Origin of the sequence: Aeromonas sp. ASNIH2 (genome assembly GCF_002934795.1) — a bacterium.
Taxonomy (GTDB): domain Bacteria; phylum Pseudomonadota; class Gammaproteobacteria; order Enterobacterales; family Aeromonadaceae; genus Aeromonas; species Aeromonas caviae.
The window spans coordinates 3830473-3850175 of the sequence record NZ_CP026406.1 but is presented as its reverse complement, the minus strand read 5'-3'; the positions used below and the strand labels follow the sequence as shown (position 1 = coordinate 3850175).

Below are 19703 nucleotides of genomic sequence, written 5' to 3'. Positions count from 1 at the left end.
CACCCATCCCCCCCCCTCTCAATCCCGGATCGTTGATTACTTGGCCATCTCTTTTTCAACCAGCTGGATCAGGATGTGGATCACCTTGATGTGCACTTCCTGGATGCGGTCGGCATAACCGAAGTGCGGCACACGGATCTCCACATCGGCCAGGCCAGCCATCTTGCCGCCGTCCTTGCCGGTCAGGGCAATCACCTTCATCCCTTTGGCACGGGCCGCCTCGATGGCTTTGAGGATGTTGCCGGAGTTGCCGCTGGTGGAGATGCCGAGCAGCACGTCACCACGGCGGCCGACGGCCTCCACATAGCGAGAGAAGACATAGTCATAGCCAAAGTCGTTGGAGACGCAGGAGAGGTGGCTGGGATCGGAGATGGCGATGCCGGCATAGCCTGGGCGGTTCTCGCGATAACGACCGGTCAGCTCCTCGGCAAAGTGCATGGCATCGCAGTGGGAGCCGCCGTTGCCGCAGGAGAGTACCTTGCCTTCCTGCTTGAAGGAGTCGGCGAGCAGCTTGGCCGCCGCCTCGATGTTTTTCAGATTTTGCTCATCTGCCAGGAACGCCTGAAGCACGCTGGCAGCTTCGGTCAACTCGTTGCGGATCAGTTCTTGGTACATGGTTCTTGAAATCTCGTCGTCCAACATAGGGTGGCGGCATTGTCGCACAAGCCAGTCCAATCGTCGCCCCCCGCCCGCCAAGATGGGGCGGGCAGCGCGTTATGCCGATCACAGAGCCAAGGTAACGGGCTTGTAAACAGCTTGATAAGTTTGTGCGTATGAATTACAACAGGGGCCACATCCAACAGGTCAGACCTCTGGATCAGTTAACGCCAATTTCCCAACCTCGGCAATTCATGCAAGGAGCAAACAATGACGACGACCCTCACTCTGCTCGGGGTGATCCTGGTGATCGGCGCCATGGCCTATCGCCGTGCGTCCCTGTTCACCGCCACGCTTGCCACGGCCGCCGCCCTGGTCGCCGGCACCTTCTATGGCCATGTGCCCCTGCTGGTGTGGGCGCTGTTCGCGGTGATAGCCCTGCCCCTCAATCTGGTGGAGTTTCGCCGCAACCAGCTGACCAAGCCGCTGTTCAAGATCTACAAGTCCATCATGCCGGAGATGTCCCGAACCGAGAAGGAAGCCATCGAAGCGGGGACGACCTGGTGGGAAGCGGATCTGTTTGCCGGCAACCCGGACTGGAAGAAGCTGCACGCCATTCCGGTCAGCACGCTGTCTGCCGAAGAGCAGGCCTTCATGGACGGTCCGGTTGAAGAAGTGTGCCGCATGGTCAACGACTGGGAAGTGACCCACGAGCGTGCCGATCTCTCTCCCGAGGTGTGGCAATACCTGAAGGACAACAAGTTCTTCGCCATGATCATCAAGAAGAAATATGGCGGGCTGGAGTTCTCCGCCTACGCCCAGTCCTGCGTGCTGCAAAAGCTGTGCGGCGCCAGCGCCGTGCTCGCCTCCACCGTCGGCGTTCCCAACTCCTTAGGGCCGGGTGAATTGCTGCAACACTACGGTACTGACGAGCAGAAGGATTACTACCTGCCCCGTCTGGCTGTCGGCAAGGAGATCCCCTGTTTCGCCCTGACCAGCCCGGAAGCGGGTTCTGATGCGGGCTCGATTCCCGACTTCGGCATCGTCTGCAAAGGCGAGTGGGAAGGGGAAGAAGTGCTCGGCATGCGCCTGACCTGGAACAAGCGCTACATTACCCTGGCTCCCATCGCCACCGTACTCGGCCTCGCCTTCAAGCTGCGTGACCCTGACCACCTGCTGGGTGAGGAAGAAGAGCTCGGCATCACCTGCGCCCTCATTCCGACCCACATCAAGGGGGTCGACATCGGCCGTCGCCACTTCCCGCTCAACGTGCCGTTCCAGAACGGCCCGACCCGCGGCAAGGACGTGTTCGTCCCGCTCGACTTCATCATCGGCGGTCCGGCCATGGCCGGTCAGGGCTGGCGTATGCTGGTGGAGTGTCTCTCCGTCGGTCGCGGCATCACCCTGCCTTCCAACAGCACGGGCGGCGTCAAGATGCTGGCCCTGGCCACCGGTGCCTACAGCCGCATCCGTCGCCAGTTCAAGCTGCCGATTGGCAAGATGGAAGGGATTGAAGAGCCGCTGGCACGCCTGGGTGGCAACGCCTACATCATGGGCGCCGCCGCCAAACTGACGGTCACCGGCATCGATCTCGGTGAAAAACCCTCGGTCATCTCCGCCATCGTCAAGTACCACCTCACCGACCGCGCCCAGAAGTGCATCATCGATGCCATGGACATCCATGGCGGCAAGGCCATCTGCATGGGGCCGAACAACTATCTGGCCCGTGGTTATCAGGGTGCGCCCATCGCCGTGACCGTCGAAGGAGCCAATATCCTGACCCGCAGCATGATCATTTACGGTCAGGGAGCCATCCGTTGCCACCCCTACGTGTTGCCGGAGATGCTGGCCGCCAGCCACCCCGACAAAGAGCAGGCGCTGAAAGATTTCGACAAGGCGATGTTCAGCCACGTGGGCTTTGCCATCAGCAACCTGGTGCGCAGCTTCTGGCTGGGGCTGACCGGTGCCCGCTTCGCCGCCGCGCCCTACAAGGATCAGACCAAGGGCTACTATCAGCAGCTCTCTCGCCTCTCCGCCAACCTTGCCTTCCTGTCAGACATGGCGATGGGCACCCTGGGTGGCGAGCTCAAGCGCAAGGAGCGGGTGTCTGCCCGCCTTGGCGATGTGCTGAGCCAGCTCTATCTGGCCTCCAGCGCCCTCAAGCGCTATCAGGATGAAGGACGCCAGCAGGCCGACCTGCCGCTGCTGCACTGGGCACTGCAAGACGCCCTGTTCAAGGCTCAGGAAGCGATCGACGAGTTGCTGCGCAACTTCCCGAATCGCTGGATTGGTCTGGCCCTGCGCGCCATCGTGCTACCCCTTGGTCGCGACCTGAAGCGTCCCTCCGACAAGCTCGACAGCCAGGTGGCCCGCCTGCTCCAGGTGCCAAGTGCCACGCGCAGCCGTCTGGCCGAGGGCCAATATCTGACGCGCGAGGAGGGCAACCCCTTCGGGCTGCTGGAACAGGCGCTGGACGATGTGCTGACCGCAGAGCCGCTGTTTGACAAGGTGTGCAAAGCCGAAGGGAGCAAACGCCCCTTCACCCAGCTCGACAAGGTGGCAGAGGCGGGCCTGAGCCTCGGTGTCATCAACCAGGCCGAAGCGGACCTGCTGCGGCGCGCCGAGGAGAGTCGCCTTCGCACCATCAACGTCGATGACTTCGATCCCGTCGACCTGGTGGCCAACAAGGCACTGTTTGAAGCCTCCGCTTATCACAGGGCAGCTTGATGCCTCTGATGCCAGAACGCCTCCCTTGTGGAGGCGTTTTTCATGAAAGGGCTGGTGGATGGCATTCGATACGAAGAAAGAGAAACCGACTGGATCATATTTTGGATATCAATCCGTTTCCTATATTGAATGAAGCGGTTAAGGTAAGCACAGGATCACACACAGGATTGCATAATGGATGATCAAATCCTGATTATTGATGATGAAGATCTTCCCCAATCAGCACCGCGTCCCGCCGGCTGGAAGGTGATGATAGTGGACGATGAACCCGAAGTGCATCGCATCACCAAAATCACCCTGAACAAGTTTGAATTCGACGGCAAGCCGATCGATTTTCTGCACGCCTACTCTGCGGCTGAAGCCAAAGCCTTGCTCGCCCTCACCCCGGATGTCGCCCTGCTGCTGCTCGACGTCGTCATGGAGGTCGATCATGCCGGTCTCGAGGTGGTCAAGTTCGTGCGCGACGAGCTGCAAAACAAGATGGTGCGCATCGTACTGCGAACCGGTCAGCCCGGTCAGGCCCCGGAAGATGACGTGGTGACCAACTACGACATCAACGACTACAAGGACAAGACCGAACTTACCTCCCAGAAACTGCGCACCCTGTTGCGCGCCAGCCTGCGTTCTTACCGGGACATCCGAACCCTTGAGAGCAATCGACAGGGGCTGGAGAAGGTCATCGAGGCGTCCAAGGGGATCTTCGAGCAGCGTGCCCTGCGCCAGTTCGTCGAAGGAGCCCAGACCCAGCTCAGTGCCCTGCTCAATCTGGAAGAGTCCCAGATTTACGATGTGAAGCACCTGGCGTATGAGGTGCGGGATCAGGTGCTCGAGCCTCTGCTCAGCGATGGTCCCATGCTGCGCCTCGTCGATGCGCCGGAAATCCTGCGCTGTGCCATGACCAAGGGAGCCAATGTCTACGATGGCAACCAGATGGTGCTCTATTGCCAGAATGCCCGTCATCACCTGCTGTTCCACATCGAGACCACTCGCCCGCTCAGCCAGATGGACACCGGGCTGCTGAGCCTGTTCACCGAAAACATCATAGTGGCGCTGGAGAATATCCGGCTCAACGAGGTGATCGGTGACAACCAGCGAGAGATCATCTATCGCATCGGCGAACTGGTGGAGAGCCGCTCGAAAGAGTCCGGCTTGCACGTCAAGCGGGTGGCCCTCTACACCGAACTGTTCTGCAAGCTGCTCGGCATGAATGAGGACAGGTGCGAGCTCATCAAGCGTGCCTCTCCCCTGCACGACATCGGCAAGGTGGGGATCCCGGACGCCATCTTGCACAAACCGGGCAAACTCACTCCCGAGGAGTGGGAGATCATGAAAACCCACGCCCAGCTTGGGCAGGACATGCTCTCCGGCAGTGACCTGGCCCTGTTCCAGATAGGCGCCACCATCGCGGGCAACCATCACGAGAAGTGGAATGGCAGCGGCTATCCCCGCGGATTGAAGGGAGAGGACATTCCGCTGGAAGGACGCATCGTCGCCCTGGCGGATGTGTTCGATGCCCTGGGCTCGGATCGTTGCTACAAGCAGGCCTGGCCGCTGGATCAGGTGCTGGCGCTGATCAAGGAGGAGAAAGGAGAGCACTTCGACCCCCTCCTGGTGGACCTGATGCTGGCCAATCTGGAGAAATTCCTCGATATTCGCGAGCAGTACAAAGACATCTATATCGGCGCTCACTGATATCGGATTCACCCCATCCACTTGCCACCATGAAGAAGCCGCCCATTGGGCGGCTTCTTTGCAATGTGCGCGGAATTATTGCTCCGGCAGATTGAGATCCAGTTTGGGGGTTGCTGGCGTCTCTTCAAGTTGCGCCTTCTGCGCCGCCATCGCCTTGTGCAGGGTGCGGCGCTTTTGCAGCAGAATGAAACCACCGGCCCCCAGCAAGAGCAGCAACACGCCACCTCCCCCCAGCGCCCAGGGCAGCCAGACCGGACTCTCCCGCTCCTCGAACCGGTCGGGGGTGGCGGCGGATGCGGGCATGGCCGCAGAGGGTGCGGGAGGGGGGGGAGGCGGTGCTATGGTGAACGACTTGGCCGGCAATTGCAGTTGCACCTCGCGACCGAGCCGGGTTGTTCCAAAGAGGGTGGCCTCCACCTTGTACTGCCCTGCCGCCTTGAGGGCGGAGAGATCCACGCCAAAACGCGGCGCTGTCGCCACCTCGTTGAACGTCATGCTACTGCCCCCGCCGTCAATGGCCTTGCCCTGGATGACCACGGAGGCGGGATCCAGTTCATCCACATCGATGACCAGGGAGAGCTTGGCTCCCCCCTCCCCGGAGGGGGGATTCAGGGAATAGCTGACCGGCCAGGGGTAGAGCAGCACCTGCTGTGACTGGGCTCGTGAGAAGACCTCATTGCCGGTGCTGAAGAGGGCTCGATATTTTCCCGCAGGGACGTCCAGTACCGCCTCGGCGGTCAAGATACCGTCCCCCGGCACTTCGTCCACCCCCTTGCCATCATCCATGTAGCGTCCCAGGGTCTCCTCGAACACGGGATCGCCGCTCTGGCTGGCATCGTTGAACTGCTGCAGCTTGACGGTCATGCCCAGATCGGTGAGGTAGTAACCCGCCCCAGGCGCCGCGCCATCGATCAGCAGACGGGATTGCAGTTTGACCCGCTCACCCTGATAGAGGCGGGCCGGCAGCGGCTCGCTCTCGACCTGGATGTCGGTGAGCAGGCGCACCCGATTGTCGGGGTCCACCTCCCCGATCGCCTGCCAGGGGCCGGGCATGGGGTCGCGGATGGTGATGAGATCCTGATCCTTGAGGGGCAACCAGCCCACGTCGGGCGGCTTGACCTTGCCCACATAGAGCTTGCTGCCATCGGGTCGCACCAGGATCACCGAGGGCGTCCCCGGCTTGCGCTTGATGATGAAGGTGATCTCCTTCACGCCGTAATCGATGCGAAAGCGGTTGTCGAGCAGAGGAATGTCGGAAGGCGCAAACACCTCGTTGGCCGCGGCCGGGAGGGAGGCCAGCAGCAGCAGCCCCCAAAGCGATCTCATTGCCGCCACAGGCAGGCACCTCCTTTTTTCTGTACCAGATCCAGCCTCGCTTCATGGACAGCCGCCACCTCGTCGCTCGCGCGCACCACCCTGAGCGGCGGGCGATTGCTCTCCAGACGACGAATGCCGGTATCCTGGCTGGTCTCGCTCTCGCTGGTTTCGCTCGCCAGATTGAGTTTGGTCTGGCCACCCGTCATCAGGAGGTAGACGTCCGCCAGGATCTCCGCATCGAGCAAGGCGCCGTGCAGGGTACGGTGAGAGTTGTCGATGCCGTAGCGATCGCACAACACGTCCAGGTTGTTGCGCTTGCCCGGGAAGAGATCCCGCGCCATCGCCAGGGTATCCGTGATGCCGCAGATATCCGCCGTCTTGAAGTTCAGACCGAGCTTGCTGAACTCATAGTCCATGAAGCTCACGTCAAAGGGGGCGTTGTGGGCGATGAGCTCGGCGCCGCGAATGAACTCGATGAAATCGTCCGCTATCTGGCTAAAAGAGGGCTTGTCCGCCAGGAAGGCATCCGTGATGCCGTGCACGGCGATAGCCTCGGGATCCACCAGCCGATCCGGCTTGATGTAGACGTGGAAATGGTTGCCGGTGAGTTTGCGGTTGATCACCTCCACACAGCCGATCTCGATGATGCGGTGCCCAAGATAGACAGGGCCGCCCGCGGTGTTCATGCCGGTGGTTTCGGTATCCAGAATGATCTGGCGATTCAGTTGGGGTGTGCTCATGATCAAATCCATGTCAAACTTCGGTTTTACTCGCTAGTTTACCCCAAGCCTCTCGCTAAAACAGATTGATTGCTCATGTTGAAACAGATTGATTTATTCACGGATGGCTCCTGCTTAGGCAACCCGGGCCCCGGCGGCTATGGTGCCGTCATGGTCTATGGCAAGCATCGCAAGGAGATCTCCGCCGGTTTTCGATTGACCACCAATAACCGGATGGAGCTGATGGCTGCCATCATGGGGCTGCGGACCCTGAACGAACCCTGCCAGGTGCGGCTCACCACCGACAGCCAGTATGTGCGCCAGGGGATCACCCAATGGATCATCGGCTGGAAGAAGAAGGGCTGGATGACCGCCAACCGTCAGCCGGTCAAGAACGTCGATCTCTGGCAGGCCCTGGATGCGGAAGTGGCCCGTCACCAGATCGAATGGCTCTGGGTGAAAGGACACTCGGGCCACCCGGAAAACGAACGCTGTGACGAGCTTGCCCGTGAGGCCGCCAGTGGCAAGCAGCTTGCTGAAGACAGCGGCTACCAGCCCTGATGCCCGCTAGCCGCCCTGGCGCGCCATTCCTGGCGCGGCCATCGACTCCGGCAGCCGCCAGCGGCGACGCACCGGTGTGACGGGAAAACGCCGCTTGCGGGCGGCAATCACGTAAACAGACGCCAGAGAGCGGCAATAGTCCCGCCCCAGACTCTCCCGCCACCAGCCGATCTTGCTCTGCCTACCCATGAAGGAGAAACCGAACCGCTCGTCGAACATCACCTCGCAGCCGAGCAGTTGTAGCCAGTCGGTCACCCGTGCGGGCGTGAACATGCGGGCAGACCAGGGCAGATGCCGCCGCATGAAGGGCAGATAGTGACCCAGCCCCACCAGGCTGAGCGGGTTGTAACCGCTGACAATGAGCCAGCCATCGTCGGTCAGCACCCGTTCTGCCTCCCGCAGCACCTGATGAGGATCCGGCGAGAAATCGAGGCAGTGAGCCAGCAGGCAGGCATCCACGCTCCCCGATCGCACCGGCAAGGCGAGCGGATCCCCCTGGATGTCCAGCACCCGTCCGCCGGGGGCGACACCGATTTGATGGCGAATGGTGGAACAACCGCAGGAGAGTTCGGCGCTCAGGGCTCCTATCTTGAGCAAGTGATAACCAAAGAGGTGGGGGCACCAGTTGTCGAGGCGCTCCTGAAGCTCGGCGGCCACCCAGTCCCCCATGGGCAGTGCGGACCAACTGGTCGGAAGCGCGATCTGTTGTTCGGTACGTGCCAGCTGCATAATGGGACCAACTCGGGGGCGAATGCCATCCAGTTATATAAGATCCCTTCCTTAAAGAGAACACAAGAGACCTCGACCCATGTATACCGTCATCACAGTTCCCACCTTCAGCGACAACTACATCTGGTTGATCCGTCATGAAAATCACTGCCTGGTCGTCGATCCGGGCGAGGCCGCTCCCGTGCTGGAACGGCTGGCTGCGCTGGATCTGGTGCTGGATGCCATCCTCCTGACCCATCACCACCGCGATCACGTCGGGGGCGTACCCGAGCTGCTGCAACACTTCCCCCACGCTCGCCTCTATGGCCCCAAGCATGACCCCATGCCGGACCATCACGGCCAGTGGCTCGACGATGGGGATCAAATCAACTGGCATGGCCTGAGTCTGGATGTCCTCCATGTACCCGGTCATACCCTGGGGCACATCGCCTATTACGGCCAGGGCATGCTGTTTTGTGGCGATACCCTCTTCAGCGCCGGTTGCGGCCGTCTGTTCGAAGGGACCCCGGCACAGATGCACACTTCCCTGCAACGGCTCGCGGCATTGCCCGATGAGACCCTCCTTTATTGTGCCCATGAATACACGCTCTCCAACCTGCGTTTCGCCCATGCGGTCGAGCCCGACAACCTGGCGATCCAGCGGCAGATCGGCGTGATCAGCAAACTGCGTCAGCAGGGCCTCCCGAGTCTCCCCTCCCGGCTGGGAGATGAGCGGAATTTCAATGTTTTTCTGCGCTGCGAGCAGGACTCGGTAAAATTTTCTGCTGAGAAATACGCCCTTAAATGCTTGGAAAATCCAGAGGATACCTTCGCTGTTCTGCGGGCCTGGAAGGACGTTTTTTGAACAAACCTTGATCAGGGGGGCATTGCCCCTTAAGATGCGAGCTGTTTTTCCACAGATGACCTGAGCGAGATGAAGCTACGAACGGCCTTATTGGCAGCGCTGTTTCTCAGCGGCTGTCAAAACCTGAGCCATCAGGATGACCGGGCGGTAACGGCAATCGAGCCGATCAAATCCCCCCAAGTCAGCAAGAAAACGTACAAAAAACACTCTTCGCGGATGCTGTTCGGCGACGAACAGATAGAAGAGCTGGATGACACTGATAACCTGTGGGTGCGTATCAGCGATGATATGCAGCTGGACTCGCACGATAATGCCCGGGTTCGCCAACAGCGTGATTGGTTGTTGCGCAATGATAAGCATATGGCGACCATTGCCAGCCGGGCTGAGCCCTACCTGTATCTGATGGTAGAGGAAATCGAACGGCGTGAGCTGCCAATGGAGCTTATTACCATCCCCATGATCGAGAGCATGTTCGATCCCAATGCCCGCTCCCGCAGCAATGCGGTCGGTCTTTGGCAATTCGTTCCTGCAACCGGCAAGAATTTCGGCCTGCGCCACGACAACTGGTACGACGGTCGACGCGATGTCCTGGCATCCACCAATGCCGCACTGGATTACCTGGAGTACCTGAACCGGTTCTTCGACGGTGACTGGCTGCAGACCCTGGCCGCTTACAATGCCGGTGAAGGTCGGGTGCGCAACGCCATCACCCGCAACGAGCGGGCTGGTCGTCCGACCGACTACTGGTCGCTGGACCTGCCCCGCGAAACCCGGATGTATGTACCCAAGATCCTGGCCATGGCCGACATGATCCGCAATGCGGACAAATACAATGTCACCCTGCCAGTGCTGGCCAACAAGCCGCAATTGAGAACCATTAATACCGGTGGCCAGATTGATTTGAACGTGGCCGCCCAGCTGGCTGGCGTTTCCGCCTCCCAGCTCAAGGCGCTCAATCCTGCGCTCAAGCGTGGCATGACCTCGCCACAGGGCCCTTACAACCTGCTGGTCCCCGTCGAGTACGCCGACACCCTGGAGCTGGCCCTGGCCGATCTGCCCCAGCGTGAACGTACCCGTGGCGTGCGCTCCTATCAGGTCACCAGTGGTGATACGCTGTCACGGATCGCCCAGAATCACGGGGTGACCGTGCAACAGCTCAAGCTGGCCAACAACATGCGCGGCAACAACCTGCGCCGTGGCCAGAGCCTGATCATCCCCAATGGCGGGCGCGCAACCCAGGTTGCCCAGAGCAAGCCACAGCAGCTCGCCAGCCGCAGTGGTGGCAAGGTGAACTATCAGGTGCGCTCCGGTGACAACCTGTGGAGCATCAGCCAGGCACACGGGGTCACCCACGCCGACCTGGCCAAGTGGAACGGCCTGAACGCAAAGTCAGCCCTCAAGCCTGGCATGAAGCTGGTGGTCTGGCCCAAGCAGGGCAAGAGCAGCAACAAGTCCATGGTCTATCAGGTGCGCCGCGGTGATTCCCTCTCCTCCATCGCAGCCCGCTTCCAGGTCGCCGTCAACGATGTGATGCGCTGGAACCAGCTCGGCAAGAGTGACTATCTCAAGCCGGGTCAGGAGTTGACCCTGTTCGTGAAGAACAACAGCTGATCGCTCGTCGCAATCCAAAAAATACCCCGCTTGATGCGGGGTATTTTTTTGTCTGCATGAACCAGCGGCGACGCCGCTCTCCCCTGAGGGATGACTCAGGGAGTGATGGCCTGGGCCGCAAAGCGCGCCAGAATGGGGTTGTGGTCAGAGGCATCGGTAGCCGGTGAACTCACCTCCACCAGATCCAGATTGCGATAGTAGAGGTGATCCAGCGGGCGGCCAAAAGCGGTGCGACGCAGATCAGGCACAGGTATGGCCTCCTGCAGGCCAAGCTCGCCCACCAGCTTGTTCAACCAGAACGCGCGCTTGTCGCTCCAGGTGTTGAAATCACCACCCAGGATGACCGGCCCCTGGTGGCGATGGATCAACGCAGTCAGATCGTTGAGCTGCTCGCGGAAGGTCGCCATGCCCAGTTCGAAATTGACCGCATGGAGATTCACCACCAGCACGCCGTCAGGATCCCCCTGCAAGGGATAGAGACTGACCAGACCTGACTTGGGGATACGCAGCAGGGGTTCGGGGGAACGGACGCCACAGACAAACGCCTGCGGCGTTTTCGCCACTGTCATCACGCCAAAGGAGACACCTCCCTGGGTGAAGGCCTGCAACTGCTGCCACTGGAAATCGCCTCTCTTCAGCCAGTCCAGCATCTCGGGCCGGGTCGCCGACTCTTGCAGCAGCACCAGATCCTGGGACTTGGCATACTCATCCAGCCCTTCCCGCCAGTTCTTGCGTTGTCCCTTGTAGAGGTTCCAGACGGTGATGCCAAATTCCCTCGGCAAGGCCGTGGAGGCGAGCGCCACCAGAGGTGGTCTGTCACAGCTTGCGCCAGGTATGATACCTGCCGCAGTCACCAGATGATCTTGATCCGGTACCTCGAAGCAACCGACCAGCCCCAACGTCAGCAGGGACGTTCCCAGAATCCGATAACTATTTTTCATTGGCTAACAATCACCTGCCTCTGCAAGACGACATGGCCCTCACACAGGCCACGGTCGCCGACTAGTCTCATTATTCGTGTCCGGCCCGACTCATCCAGAAGGAATTCAACGATGGCGAGACAGCACCAGTACCGCGTGACATTTTACGATCAACAGGGAACCTGTCATCAAGTGGAGCTTTCCACCGTCTATCAAATCAGGCGGGATCCCCAATGTGATCTCTGTCTGTTCGACACCCGGCAGTGCGTGGGGTCGGAAGAGATGCTGGAGCGCATGATACGGCAAAAAACCGGGCTTGAGCAGGAAATATCCATCATCAATGCCCGGCTCATCTGAGCAGACTCAGACCGGGACGGGGCGGGATTTGCCCTGATCGTCGATGGCCACATAGGTGAAGACGCCCTCGGTCACGCAGTACCGCTGGGCTTCGTTCTCCCGCAATACCGGCTTGACCCAGACCTCCAGCTTGAGTCGCATGGAGCTGCGACCAATCTTGAGGCAGCGACCGTAACAGCACACCACGTCACCCACCTTGACCGGGCTGTGGAAGGTCATCCCCTCCACCGAGACGGTACAGATGCGCCCTTTTGCCAGCTCCTTGGCCATGATGCCCCCACCTATATCCATCTGGGACATGATCCACCCGCCGAAGATATCGCCATTGGGGTTGGTATCGGCTGGCATTGCCAGGGTTCTCAGCAACAGCTCCCCATCGGGGTGGCGCTTGGTCTCTTCCATCATTACCGCTCTCTTTATCATGGATGGCGGCATGATAGGGGGCGATCCCCCCCTTGGCAAACCTCAATTGTCCCGGAGCGCGCGCCGTATCTGGTTTGCACGCCAGATGACCGACTCCGGGGCCCGGATGGCGACGACCCGTTCAGCCCTTCAAGGCCGCCCCGTCCGCAAACCAGTGGGCCGGATCCGGCCAGCGATAGACGAAACCAAGCTGCTGGCAGATGCGCTGACCTTCGATGGGAGCAAACTCCCCCGCCGGCTCGACGAACTGCGGCGGCACCAGCCCGAGCAGGCGGCTCGCGAAGGGGTAGAGCTGCTCCCGGCGCGGGTGGACGGGGGCACTCAGATTGTAGGCATCCCCATCCTGCCCCCGGGCCAGCATCAGCTCACAGGCGGCCACCACGTCGTCCAGATGCACCAGGTTCACAGCCTGGCCTCCCCCGGCCAGCGTCTTGCCCGCCAGAAAACGGCCGGGGTGTCGGTCAGGACCATAGAGTCCGGCCGGGCGCAAGATCATGGCGCAGTCAACATGCCCTTCCAGTACGGCAAGCTCGGCCGCCCGCATCCGCGTCCCTCTGTCATGAGCTGGAGCGGGCGTATCCTCCTCCCCCTGCCCGGCCCCCCAGACCGAAGTCGCGCTGATAAACAGAACCCTCTGAACACCCGCCGCCCTCGCCTGTCGGCACAGGCTGGCCACGGATGCCGGGTAATCCCCGGTCTTGCTGGGGGGCACGCAGATCACCAGGTCATGACAACGAAAAGGCAGTGATCCCATGTCAGGGGTAAGCAACAGCGGCCAGGCGGCGATGCCCTCCCCTCGCAGCCGTTCAGCCTTTTCGGCCGTACTGACCGTCACCGCGACAGATTGCCCCTGCTCTTGCAATGCCCTGGCCAGGGGCAACCCCAGCCAGCCGGCGCCCACGATACCCGTCTGATACTCAAATTCGTTCGTCATACCCGGATCCTGACAAAAAAAAACGGCCATCCAATGATGACCGTCGAAAGTAACGAAGGAAATAGCCGGATTAACCGGTTACCTCCCACAGCGGGAAAATCGGGAGCGCACGCTCCTAATTCGTGGGCCTATCCTAGTGGCAGCGCGGTCAAAAAGCTTTGAAGCGGATCACAGTTGAAAAGGATTTCTGAAAGCGCTTTCACTGTTTTGCAAAAAAGTCGACCCGCACGGGGCCAACTTCATGACTCAGGCCACAGATTCCCGCCGTACCAGTTCGGCTTCGAATTTGAGCGCCAGCCCCTCTACCGGCTTGTGATCCAGCAGCCTCAGGGCCAGCTCAGCGGCCCGCTCTCCCATCTCCTCGATGGGGTAACGTACCGTGGTGAGCTTGGGATAGATGTATCGGGCATAGGGGATGTCATCAAAACCGACCACAGAGACCTGCTGGGGTATTTTGTAACCCCGCTCCAGCAGACAGGAGATGGCCCCCGCCACCATGGCATCGTTGAAACCAAGCACAGCGCTGAACTCGACGCCGCGCGCCAGCAGCTCGCTCATGGCCACATAGCCACCTTTTTCGTCGGCATAGGCACGGCCGATGAGGGCAGGATCCAGCTCGATACCTGCCCGTTGCAGGGCGAAGCGATAGCCGGCCATCCGCTGCTGACCATCCACAAACTCCTCGTCATCGGAGGTGACGAAGGCAATCTTGCGATGTCCCGCGTCCAGCAGATGCTGGCAAGCCGTGGTGATGCCGGCCTGGTTGTCCAGCCAGACGCAGCGATCCTCGCAGCCTGGCACCTGACGGTTGATGAAGACGATGGGGGTCGTGCCCGACGCCAGCTCGCTGAGCTCTTCGTCAGGCAGCGCCTTGCTGTGAAGGATAAGGGCATCACACTGGCGCTGCAGCAGCGCCTGGATGGCGTGCCGCTCACGGGTCGCGTCGTGGTTGCCGGACACCACGATGGTGAACTTGTTCGCCTTGTCGACCATGCTTTCGATGCCGCGCATCATCTGGGCGAAGAAGGGGCCGCCACACAGATCCCCCACCAGCACACCGATACAGTTGGAGCGCTTGCTCACCAGGGCCTGGGCGAAGCTGTTTGGACGAAAGCTGAGCTCCTTCATGGCCGCGAGGACAGCCTCGCGCTTCTCGGGCGCCACCTGCGCCGTGTTGTTGATCACTCGAGACACTGTCGAAATGGAGACATTCGCCAGCTGAGACACATCTTTGATCGTTGCCACTCTCGATTCCTTTGTTGGAAAAGCCTGTCAGTGATTATCGGGCATTGTATCGAACCTGACAGACCAAGACGCGGCGCCCGATCACCTGGCAGGTTTCCTTTTGTAACAAAGCTTAAGGGATGATAACCATTTTGGGGCAAGAATGGGAGGCCGCCGCCACAACGACTGCCCCCCGAACTCAATAGGCGTGATTCAGCTCGCGTTCCGACATAAAACGCAAAGGCTGCTGCAGCTTGTGTTGATAGATGAGATCGAAAGAGAGCACGTTCTGGACATAGTTGCGCGTCTCCCGATAGGGGATGCTCTCCACCCAGACATCCATCGGCTTGTTGTCGCTCTGCTCGCGCCAGCGCTTGACCCGGCCAGGACCCGCATTGTAAGCCGCCGCCGCAAGGATCCGGTTGCCGTCATACACATCCAGCAGGCGCTTGAGGTAGGCGCTGCCAAGACGAATGTTCATGGCCGGGTCGAACAGTTGCTGCTCGTTGCGATAGGGCACCCCAAGCTTGCCGGCCGTCTCTTTCGCGGTGGCAGGCATCAGCTGCATCAACCCCCTCGCCCCGACCGGTGACTGGGCCAGGGGATAGAGTGCGCTCTCCTGACGGGAGATGGCGTAGAGCAGACTGGTGTTCATGGTGCGCTCTTGTGCCATCTGGGAGAAGGTGCGCTTGAGGGGCAGTGGGAAGCGCAGGTCCAGCGCATCCCAGGCCTCGGCACGGATGCTGGAGAGGATCGCCAGCTCGTGCCAGCCCTGGTTGAGGGCGATGTGGCCAAACTCCAGGCGCTGGGCCACGCTGTTGCGATCCATGTTGTGGATCCACTCAGAGCGGGCCGCCGTGATCTCGTTCATCGCCAGCAGTTCACGCACCCGCAGCAGGAAGGGCCAGCGGCGGCTGGCACTTTGCCAGTCCGGCACCTTGTGCGCCACGCTCTGGTTCTTCATGCGATAGGGCACACCGGTGCGCTGGGCCGCCATGAAGCCGTAGAAGCCGCGCAGGTTCGCAGTCTCGAGATAGAGGTCCCGCGCCGGTTTCTGCCGCCCCTGTTTCTCCAGCGAGCGCGCCATCCAGTAACGCCAGCGATCCTCTTTTTGCAGCCCCATGGGCATCCGCTTGACCCAGCCTTCGAGACCGCGCCAATCCTGCTCCCAGATGGCAAGACGGGCCCGCAGCTCCACCAGCTCCGGATCCTTGAGCCGCACCAGGGCCGTATCCAGCCAGGCGCGCTGGTCAGAAGAGCGGTCCAGTAACAGGCGGCGGGCGGCCGCCTTCTCCACCCGACTCACCTCGGCATGGTTCAGGCCGAAGCGACGGGTCATCTCCCCCAGCTGGCGCAGAACCGCGTCGGGCTCCTGGTTGGCGTAGCGGGCCAGCCCCAGGGAGAGCAGATGCCGCGACGGGGGCGCCGCCGTGAAGTTGGCCGGATTCATCGCCCGCACGGGTTGGTCATACAGGGCGATCATCTGATCGCCATACCCCTTCATGCCGCTGCCGAGCTGGGCCCCGAGGTGGCGAATGAGGTTGGGGTTCTGGGCCTCGAAAGCCAGGTTCATGCGCTCCCAGACCTTCTCCTGGGTGCGCAGACCCGCCTGCTGCCAGAGCTGGAACAGGGGATCGCAGGCATCAGGCCTGGATTGACCGCTTAACCAGAGCTTGCCTGCCTCCTGCAGGGCTTCACTCTGGTGCCCCGTGTAGTAGCGGGCCTGATAGTGCTGACAGAGCAGATCGGTGGAGCTTGGCTTGGCCGGATAGAAGCGCAGGAACTGGGACCACTGCTGGCTCTGGGCAAGATAGGTGAGATAGCTGCGCTCGAGCCGGTTGGACTGGGGGGTGTCCCCGTGCTGGCGGATGAAGCGGGTCACATCGTTGTAGTCTGCCGCCCCGGGACGGAACGCAAGCTGGTAGTAATCCAGATAGGGCAGCAGCGGATAGTGGATCAGGCGTGCTCGAAGCTGGCTGAATTTGACCTGGTCATTGGCACGCACGGCCTCATGGGCCTGGCGATAGAGAGACTGCTCCATGGTCTGCGCGAAGGCAGGAGCCAACAGCCCCGGCATCCAGAGCGCAGACAAGATGATTCCCTGCACGACTTTCACGAATGGCATTCTCCCCTTGAAGGCATAACCACCGCCAAAGTGCGGTGGTGACATACCTTCATTCTACCCGCTAAGCACGGGGGCTACGCCACACTATTTTTATCGGTGCAGACGGGGCGATCACCGCGTACCTGACGGCTGACATAGCGTTCAAGGTAGGTAACAGGGAGCGGCTTGGAGGCGAGGTATCCCTGGAAGAAATGGCAGCCCTGTGCCTGCAGAAACTCCAGCTGCTGGCGGGACTCCACCCCCTCCGCCGTCACGTTGAACCCCATGTGGCGGGCCATGGCGATCACGGCCTCGACGATGGCCATGTTGTCACCATCCTTGGGTATGTCCTGGATGAAAGAGCGGTCGATCTTGAGCTCATCGGCCGGCAGCCGCTTGAGGTAGCTCAGGGAAGAGTACCCCGCCCCGAAGTCGTCGATGGCAAAGCTGATGCCCAGGGTCTTGAGTTCCGCCATCTTACTGATGGTGTCTTCCGCATGACCCAGCACCACCGACTCGGTGATCTCCAGGTTGAGGCAGGCGGGATCCATGCCGGTGGCCGCCAGCACGTCGTGAATGCGATCGACGAAGTCGGGAGCATGGAACTGTTTGGCGCTCACGTTGACCGAGAGCTGGGGGACGTGGATCCCGCTCTCCTCCCAGGAGACGTACTGGGTACAGGCTTCGTGCAATACCCAGTTGCCGATGTCGACAATGAGATCCGTCTCCTCGGCAATGGGGATGAACTCGGCGGGCGATACCAGGGCACGCCCGGGGGGTTGCCAGCGGATCAGCGCCTCGACACCGATGATCTCCCCCCCCGCCACCATGTGCTGGGGCTGGTAGTGGAGAGTCAGCTCCCCATTGTCGAGGGCACTGCGCAGCTCGTTGTGAATGTGCAGACGCCGGTCGGCCTGCAACTGCATGGAGGCATCGAAGAAGCGCCGGGTCTTGCGGCCCGCCGATTTCGCCTGATACATGGCGGTGTCAGCCTGCTTGAGCAGATCCCCCGCCTCCTGCTCCCGACCGGGGAAGAGGGTGATGCCGACACTGGCGCCGATGTGCAGCACCTGGCCTCTGAAATCATAGGGGGCGGCGATCTCCCCGATGAGCCGCTCCGCGATGAGGTCGGCCTGCATCTCCGCCTGGGGCGGGCTGATGGAAAGCGCTGGCAGCAACAACACGAACTCGTCGCCGCCGAGACGGGCCAGACAATCCCCCTGGCGCACCAGCCGCTTGAGACGGCTGGCCACCTCCTTGAGCAGCCAGTCGCCGGTGGCGTGACCCAGGGAATCATTGATGGTCTTGAAGTGGTCGAGATCGATGAACAGCAGGGCCCCTATGAGGTGACTGCGATTTGCATCGGTGAACGCCTGGGTCAGGGTTTCGTGCAGCTGACGACGATTGGGCAGGCCTGTCAGCTCGTCATAGAAGGCGAGATCCTGGATGCGGCGCTCCGCCGCCTTGCGCTCGGAAATATCCTCGAAGAAGATGACATAGTGGCTGATCCCCCCCTTCTCATCCTGCACCGGCGTGACGATCTCCCACTGGGGATAGGCGTGACCGTCGGCGTGCAGGCGCAGGGTTTCCCCCTGCCAGCGATCCAGGGCGTTGAGCTCGTAACCCAGCCCTCCCAGCCCCGACCAGAGATCGTTGCCAAGATGCAGACCAATCACCCCCTGGTTGTCAAAGCCGGTGATCTGGCTGAAGGCGTAATTGACCCGCAGGATCTTGAACTCGGGATCCGTGATGATGATCCCTTCGTGAGTTTCAAAGGCCACCGCAGACAGCCGCATCAAGGCATCGCTCTGCAGGCGCTCCAGCTCGGCCACCATGCGCACCGAGAAGATGGTCAGGACGGAGTCCAGATCCGTGGTCCGGGTCTGGCTCGGGAACAGCAGGGCGAGATGACCCAGGATCTGACCGTTGCGATCGAGCAGCGGCTGGGCGTAATAGTGCTGGCCCGGGGGCAGGTCGGGATACCCGGTCAGGGGTTCGCTGATGGGGGTCGCACTGGCGGCGCCCCGATAGAGCTGCTGGCAGGGCATGTCACAGAGGGCGTACTCCTTGACGTCGATGCCGTGGCTCGCCAGCACCCTGAGTCGGTCAAGGCCCACCCGCTCCGTCAGCCAGACGGCAGTGGCTCCCAGGATATGGGCCAGCTCGTTGACCAGGGTCTGGCAAAAATCGAGCCCCGTCTTGGCGGAGAGCGCCTGCGCCAGCTTAGCCAGCAAGGGGGCCTGCAACATGGGAAGCGGCGGTGTCACGCCTGCGGGGGAGTTGGCGCGATCCATCTCGCGATGCATCATTTCGAGGGGGGCAAGCCAGCCACAACAGAGCCCCTGTGCAGGCACATACTGACCGTACCAGAGCGCGTGGTGTACCTTACCGTCCTCATCGCGCAGGTGACCGATGAACTGGCCTGGCTGGCAGGAATCGTGGAGTCTTGCAAGAAAATCGGCGAAACCCGCTTCATCTTCCCGCTCAAGTTGGGTGGCCCAGGGGTGGGCTTCCTCCCCTGCCCAGGGTTCACAAGAGACATGATCAGACAGGCTCCATTGCCCATGCTGCCGATCATAAAACCACATCATCTGGGTGGCTTGCTGCTTCATCTACGACTCCAACCACTACAACCACGTTATCCACCCCGACTCCTGCAGAAAAGCATATCCGTTTGCGCGCATATCTCCACCGGCGCATGGCAATGATTTTGCGATGCGATGATGCGATGTGGGTGGAGAAAATTCGAGACTATGCGGCAAAAACCAAACATCGGGTCGACACAAGGCGCTGCCGAGGGGGGACAGAAACGATCCTATTTGCTGATACTGCCTGCCTGTTTCACTGAGCTCAAGCGGTTTTTGGCATGAAACGGGAAAAGCTCACAATTTATGGACAGCGGGATTCCCAAGGGCATTTTTCGTGACGCGGATCACATTTTGAT

The 19703-nt window shown here is 60.9% G+C and carries 17 protein-coding genes; 6 read left to right on the top strand and 11 right to left on the bottom strand.

All coding sequences use genetic code 11. The features are described 5' to 3' along the window. Positions 1-36: 36 nt before the first annotated feature. Positions 37-615, bottom strand: a complete 579-nt coding sequence (lpcA, locus tag C3F36_RS18545; protein ID WP_039038837.1) for a D-sedoheptulose 7-phosphate isomerase — start codon at positions 613-615, stop codon at positions 37-39. Between the two features lie 252 nt (positions 616-867). On the opposite strand from lpcA, the gene fadE reads away from it, so the two are divergent. Further along, entirely contained in the window at positions 868-3324 is a 2457-nt protein-coding gene (fadE, locus tag C3F36_RS18540; protein ID WP_053288599.1) for an acyl-CoA dehydrogenase FadE, read from the top strand. 174 nt (positions 3325-3498) lie between these two features. Beyond that, positions 3499-5016 (top strand): HD domain-containing phosphohydrolase, encoded by a 1518-nt coding sequence (locus C3F36_RS18535; protein ID WP_104455655.1) that lies wholly within the window; start codon positions 3499-3501, stop codon positions 5014-5016. A 75-nt stretch (positions 5017-5091) separates the two neighbouring features. Here the strand turns inward: C3F36_RS18535 and C3F36_RS18530 are convergent, their stop codons facing one another. Both C3F36_RS18530 and dnaQ read right to left on the bottom strand, forming a co-directional pair. Beyond that, positions 5092-6342, bottom strand: a complete 1251-nt coding sequence (locus C3F36_RS18530; RefSeq protein WP_042865207.1) for a TIGR03503 family protein — start codon at positions 6340-6342, stop codon at positions 5092-5094. Then, positions 6339-7073, bottom strand: coding sequence for a DNA polymerase III subunit epsilon (gene dnaQ, locus C3F36_RS18525; protein ID WP_041212726.1), 735 nt, complete (start codon positions 7071-7073; stop codon positions 6339-6341). Before dnaQ ends, C3F36_RS18530 begins: the two co-directional genes overlap by 4 nt. A gap of 75 nt (positions 7074-7148) precedes the next feature. Between dnaQ and rnhA the strand changes: the two genes are divergently transcribed. Further along, positions 7149-7613 carry a ribonuclease HI gene (gene rnhA, locus C3F36_RS18520; protein WP_010674138.1) on the top strand — a complete coding sequence of 155 codons (465 nt, stop codon included), beginning with the start codon at positions 7149-7151 and terminating at the stop codon, positions 7611-7613. A gap of 6 nt (positions 7614-7619) precedes the next feature. Here rnhA and C3F36_RS18515 read toward each other — a convergent pair whose 3' ends face one another. Beyond that, positions 7620-8342, bottom strand: coding sequence for a class I SAM-dependent methyltransferase (locus C3F36_RS18515; RefSeq protein ID WP_104455654.1), 723 nt, complete (start codon positions 8340-8342; stop codon positions 7620-7622). Between the two features lie 79 nt (positions 8343-8421). Between C3F36_RS18515 and gloB the strand changes: the two genes are divergently transcribed. Next, a complete protein-coding gene (gene gloB, locus C3F36_RS18510; protein ID WP_104455653.1) occupies positions 8422-9186 on the top strand; it encodes a hydroxyacylglutathione hydrolase in 765 nt (254 codons plus the stop codon). Positions 9187-9273: 87 nt separating this feature from the next. Here gloB and C3F36_RS23880 read toward each other — a convergent pair whose 3' ends face one another. Next, positions 9274-9546, bottom strand: coding sequence for a hypothetical protein (locus tag C3F36_RS23880; protein WP_010674135.1), 273 nt, complete (start codon positions 9544-9546; stop codon positions 9274-9276). On the opposite strand from C3F36_RS23880, the gene C3F36_RS18505 reads away from it, so the two are divergent. Beyond that, on the top strand, positions 9547-10797 hold the full coding sequence (locus C3F36_RS18505) for a LysM peptidoglycan-binding domain-containing protein (protein WP_010674134.1): 1251 nt from the start codon (positions 9547-9549) through the stop codon (positions 10795-10797). A 95-nt stretch (positions 10798-10892) separates the two neighbouring features. On the opposite strand, the gene C3F36_RS18500 is transcribed toward C3F36_RS18505, so the two are convergent. Further along, positions 10893-11738 (bottom strand): endonuclease/exonuclease/phosphatase family protein, encoded by an 846-nt coding sequence (locus tag C3F36_RS18500; protein ID WP_029314263.1) that lies wholly within the window; start codon positions 11736-11738, stop codon positions 10893-10895. 111 nt (positions 11739-11849) lie between these two features. Between C3F36_RS18500 and C3F36_RS18495 the strand changes: the two genes are divergently transcribed. After that, entirely contained in the window at positions 11850-12074 is a 225-nt protein-coding gene (locus C3F36_RS18495; RefSeq protein WP_010674132.1) for a hypothetical protein, read from the top strand. Positions 12075-12080: 6 nt separating this feature from the next. On the opposite strand, the gene yciA is transcribed toward C3F36_RS18495, so the two are convergent. The 5 genes from yciA to C3F36_RS18470 all read right to left on the bottom strand — a co-directional run bounded on the left by yciA (position 12081) and on the right by C3F36_RS18470 (position 19371). After that, a complete protein-coding gene (yciA, locus tag C3F36_RS18490) occupies positions 12081-12479 on the bottom strand; it encodes an acyl-CoA thioester hydrolase YciA (RefSeq protein WP_029314261.1) in 399 nt (132 codons plus the stop codon). 139 nt (positions 12480-12618) lie between these two features. Continuing rightward, positions 12619-13431 (bottom strand): NAD-dependent epimerase/dehydratase family protein, encoded by an 813-nt coding sequence (locus C3F36_RS18485; protein WP_104455652.1) that lies wholly within the window; start codon positions 13429-13431, stop codon positions 12619-12621. 246 nt (positions 13432-13677) lie between these two features. Further along, on the bottom strand, positions 13678-14676 hold the full coding sequence (locus C3F36_RS18480; RefSeq protein WP_039038828.1) for a LacI family DNA-binding transcriptional regulator: 999 nt from the start codon (positions 14674-14676) through the stop codon (positions 13678-13680). A 178-nt stretch (positions 14677-14854) separates the two neighbouring features. Beyond that, on the bottom strand, positions 14855-16771 hold the full coding sequence (locus tag C3F36_RS18475; protein WP_104456084.1) for a transglycosylase SLT domain-containing protein: 1917 nt from the start codon (positions 16769-16771) through the stop codon (positions 14855-14857). Between the two features lie 83 nt (positions 16772-16854). Next, entirely contained in the window at positions 16855-19371 is a 2517-nt protein-coding gene (locus C3F36_RS18470; RefSeq protein WP_104455651.1) for a putative bifunctional diguanylate cyclase/phosphodiesterase, read from the bottom strand. Positions 19372-19703 lie beyond the last annotated feature (332 nt).

Excerpts from the sequence above, each read along its gene's own strand:
- lpcA (WP_039038837.1), bottom strand. The coding sequence starts at position 615 with ATGTACCAAGAACTGATCCGCAACGAGTTGACCGAAGCTGCCAGCGTG.
- fadE (WP_053288599.1), top strand. The coding sequence starts at position 868 with ATGACGACGACCCTCACTCTGCTCGGGGTGATCCTGGTGATCGGCGCC.
- C3F36_RS18535 (WP_104455655.1), top strand. The coding sequence starts at position 3,499 with ATGGATGATCAAATCCTGATTATTGATGATGAAGATCTTCCCCAATCA.
- C3F36_RS18530 (WP_042865207.1), bottom strand. The coding sequence starts at position 6,342 with ATGAGATCGCTTTGGGGGCTGCTGCTGCTGGCCTCCCTCCCGGCCGCG.
- dnaQ (WP_041212726.1), bottom strand. The coding sequence starts at position 7,073 with ATGAGCACACCCCAACTGAATCGCCAGATCATTCTGGATACCGAAACC.
- rnhA (WP_010674138.1), top strand. The coding sequence starts at position 7,149 with ATGTTGAAACAGATTGATTTATTCACGGATGGCTCCTGCTTAGGCAAC.
- C3F36_RS18515 (WP_104455654.1), bottom strand. The coding sequence starts at position 8,342 with ATGCAGCTGGCACGTACCGAACAACAGATCGCGCTTCCGACCAGTTGG.
- gloB (WP_104455653.1), top strand. The coding sequence starts at position 8,422 with ATGTATACCGTCATCACAGTTCCCACCTTCAGCGACAACTACATCTGG.
- C3F36_RS23880 (WP_010674135.1), bottom strand. The coding sequence starts at position 9,546 with ATGCTTATCATTGCGCAACAACCAATCACGCTGTTGGCGAACCCGGGC.
- C3F36_RS18505 (WP_010674134.1), top strand. The coding sequence starts at position 9,547 with ATGGCGACCATTGCCAGCCGGGCTGAGCCCTACCTGTATCTGATGGTA.
- C3F36_RS18500 (WP_029314263.1), bottom strand. The coding sequence starts at position 11,738 with ATGAAAAATAGTTATCGGATTCTGGGAACGTCCCTGCTGACGTTGGGG.
- C3F36_RS18495 (WP_010674132.1), top strand. The coding sequence starts at position 11,850 with ATGGCGAGACAGCACCAGTACCGCGTGACATTTTACGATCAACAGGGA.
- yciA (WP_029314261.1), bottom strand. The coding sequence starts at position 12,479 with ATGATGGAAGAGACCAAGCGCCACCCCGATGGGGAGCTGTTGCTGAGA.
- C3F36_RS18485 (WP_104455652.1), bottom strand. The coding sequence starts at position 13,431 with ATGACGAACGAATTTGAGTATCAGACGGGTATCGTGGGCGCCGGCTGG.
- C3F36_RS18470 (WP_104455651.1), bottom strand. The coding sequence starts at position 19,371 with ATGAAGCAGCAAGCCACCCAGATGATGTGGTTTTATGATCGGCAGCAT.